We start from the raw sequence: 3,040 nt of genomic DNA on the forward strand, positions 1-3,040 counted from the left end.
CACCGACCTGGCGCCCCGCCCGCCCCGCCCGCGCAGCGGCGCCGTCTCGATCGCCTGACCGAACTCGACCGGGCCGACGGTGCCCACCATCCGTGGGCTGCCGTCCGCCGCCGACTCGACCACGACGACGCAGCCGGCGGCGGGCCGTTCGAGCAGCCTCGCGGGCAGGTCGGCCACCGCGTCGTCCGGCGCGGCCGTCGCGACCATGGACAGCGGGACGAGGACGCGGTTGACCCGGGCGAGACCGCGGTCGTCCATGGGAACGGCGGCCAGGTCGCGCAGCAGCGCCACTCCGGCGAGCGAGCCGTCGAAGTCCTCGACCCCGAAGACGGCTCGGCGGGCGGGCAGCACCACGTCGTCGAGCGCATCGCCCACGGTCGACCAGGACGACAGCGTCGGCGGGGCGGGGCTCATCACGTCCCGCGCCACCAGGCCCTCCAGTGCGGCGTAGGTTCGCTGCTGGGACTGGGCCAGCCGGGATGCACCCAGCGCCAGCCAGCCCAACAGCACCGCCCACAGGCCGACGAAGCCGACTGCGAACACGCTGGCGGCACCGACGGCGATCAGCGACCAGCCGCTGATGACACCGGCCCGGGCGACGGCCTGCTCGGCGCGCTCCCGGCTGCCGGTCCGGCGCAGCACCCGGGCGGCGATCAGCCGCCCGCCGGAGCTGCGCGGGCTGGGCAACGCGTCGATGAAGGTCACCAGCAGGGCGAACGTGCCCACCCAGAGGGCCACCTGACCGGCCAGGGCCAACGTCCCCTTCGGCGCCAGCGCGCCGAGGGTGACGAGCAGCGTGCCGGCCAGGGCGGTCACCGTGAGCCCAGCACGGGCGACCTTCGCTTCGGCGCGGACTTCGGCGCCTGACTCGACGAATCTCGGGCCGCCGGCCGGGTCCCTCGGACCGGCGGCCGGCGGCAGTATGTCGACGCCGCCGCCCGCACCGAACGTGGCCGGGGAGCCGGTGGATCCGGAGCGGCGATCGGTGGGCGCCGCGGATCCGGCGGCGGGGTGGCCCGTGTGGGTCACGCCCGCCTCCGCCAGGCCGGCGCTCCCCCGCCCTCGGTCACCGAGGGCGACCGTCAGGCGGCTGCCGAAGGCGCCGACGGTGATGCCGACGACGGTCAGCCCGGCCCGGCGGGCGGCGCGGGCTCGCCTCAGGTCCGCACCCAGCAGAATGCCGATGAGCAGGCCGGCGCCGATCAGCCCACCGCTGAGGTAGGCGAACCCGGGCCGGTCCGGCACGGTGGCGGGCAGCGTGATCGCGGCGAGCAGGACGGTGACGACCGCCACCGACACGGCGAGTCCCGGACGCACCGCGATCGGCGGAACCCCTCCTCGTCTGGTGGCGTCGTGGGTGGTCATGTCCGCTCAGACTCCTTTCCGCGTTTCCTGACTTTCCCGGCCGACGTCGACGACCAGGTGCTACACATGCTCAACGTCTAGCCTGCCCTTCGACGTCCCGGCAGACACCGCACGGACTCCGCGACTTCGCCTATCATTTTGTTGCCGAGGATCGGCAACAAGGAGCGGGAGACAGGAAGATGAACGAAGGGGATGGATCGGCCGGGACGGCCGCGGTCGACGACGACGTACCGGCCGGTCTGCCCGAGACGAGCCTGACCCGGCTACCTCGCGCGGCCGTGCTCGCGGCTGCCGACTCCCGGCTGCACGCCGGCCTGCTCGGCGACTACCTCGACGTCCTCGCCTCGGCTGCGGACAGCGGGCGGCGGCTGACCCGAGCGGAGCTGCAGGCGTTTCGCGACCTCGGCCAGGCGGCGGCGGAGTCCGGGGCGTCGCTGCGCGCACTGGTCGACCTCTACCTCTCGGCGACCTGGCGAGTGTGGCCGTCGCTGCCCGCGGTGCGGGAGGCCGATCGCACCGCCCGCGAGCTGACCCGGGCGTCGAGCGAGCCGGTGGCACCGGGGCAGCTCGCTGATGCGCTGCGTTCGGCCGGCGAATCGGTCGGGGCGGTCTCGCGCACCCGTGCCGCCGCCTCCGCGGTGCTGCGGGCCAGCGACGACGCCGTCGCCGCCGTCTGCGAAGGCTACGAGGCCGCCCGCACCGCCCGAGCCCGTTCCGAGGAGGCGCTGCGCCGCGAACTCGTCGACGACCTGCTCACCGGGACGTCGGAGGTGGGTCAGCTGCTGGAGCGGGCCGGCGCGTTCGGCCTGCGGCTGGAGGCACCCCACATCGTCCTGGTCGTCGCCGGCAACCGGCGCTTCCTCGACGGGCGGGCGCTGACCCGTGCGGCCGAGACGATCCTGCGGGAACACAGCCTCACCGATCCGCTCGTCGCGACCCGCGACGGCCTGCTCGTCTGCGTGGTGTCCGAGCAGGGCGCCCTGGCCCGCGGCCCGGAGCCGCCCGCCCGCGGCGTCACCCCGGCCGGCCGGTCGGCCGCCGGCCCGGATGCCGCCGCCGGGGCGGGGGCCGGGAGCGCGCAGGGTGCCGCCGCCGGACTGTCCCGGTCGCGGGGATCACGGGCCGGGGCGGCGGCGGGCGCGAGCCGCCCGCCCGGTCGGCGGCGGGCGGACGAATCGGCTGCCACGGGCGCGGGCTTCTCCCCGCTGCCCGCGTTCGCACCCGCTCAGGAGGCCACGGCCGCGATGTCCGCGCTGACCCGCCGGCTACGCGCCGAACCCGGCCTGCTCTGGCGGGTGGGGGTCAGCCGCGCGCGCAGCGGCGTCGCCGGGGTCCGGATCGGCTTCGAGGAGGCCCGTGGCGCCGCGGACCTCGCCGGCCGGCTGGGGCTGGAGGGCGCCGTCGTGCACACCGACGACCTGCTCATCTACAAGGTTCTGCTCCGCGATCGGGAGGCGCTCGCGGAGCTGGTCGAGGCGGTGCTCTCGCCGTTGCAGGCCGCTCGGGGCGGCGCCGGCCCGCTGCTGGAAACCCTGGACGCCTACTTCACCACCGGCGGGGTGGCGCTCGCCGCGGCGCGCCGGCTGCACCTGTCCGTGCGGGCGCTGACCTACCGGCTCGACCGCATCCGTGCCCTGACCCGGCACGACCCGACCTCCCCGACCGACCGGTACGT

2 protein-coding genes are annotated in these 3,040 nt (G+C 76.1%); one reads left to right on the plus strand and one right to left on the minus strand.

Annotated elements, in window-relative coordinates:
* Window positions 1-1,365 (minus strand): peptidase M50 (locus NBZ85_RS29590; RefSeq protein ID WP_261563222.1); only part of this gene is annotated, 1,365 nt, incomplete at its 3' end.
* A gap of 179 nt (window positions 1,366-1,544) precedes the next feature.
* On the opposite strand from NBZ85_RS29590, the gene NBZ85_RS29595 reads away from it, so the two are divergent.
* On the plus strand, window positions 1,545-3,040 hold a 1,496-nt coding region (locus NBZ85_RS29595; protein ID WP_261563225.1), incomplete at its 3' end, for a PucR family transcriptional regulator.

Source organism: Frankia tisae (assembly GCF_025403405.1).
Lineage (GTDB): Bacteria > Actinomycetota > Actinomycetes > Frankiales > Frankiaceae > Frankia > Frankia tisai.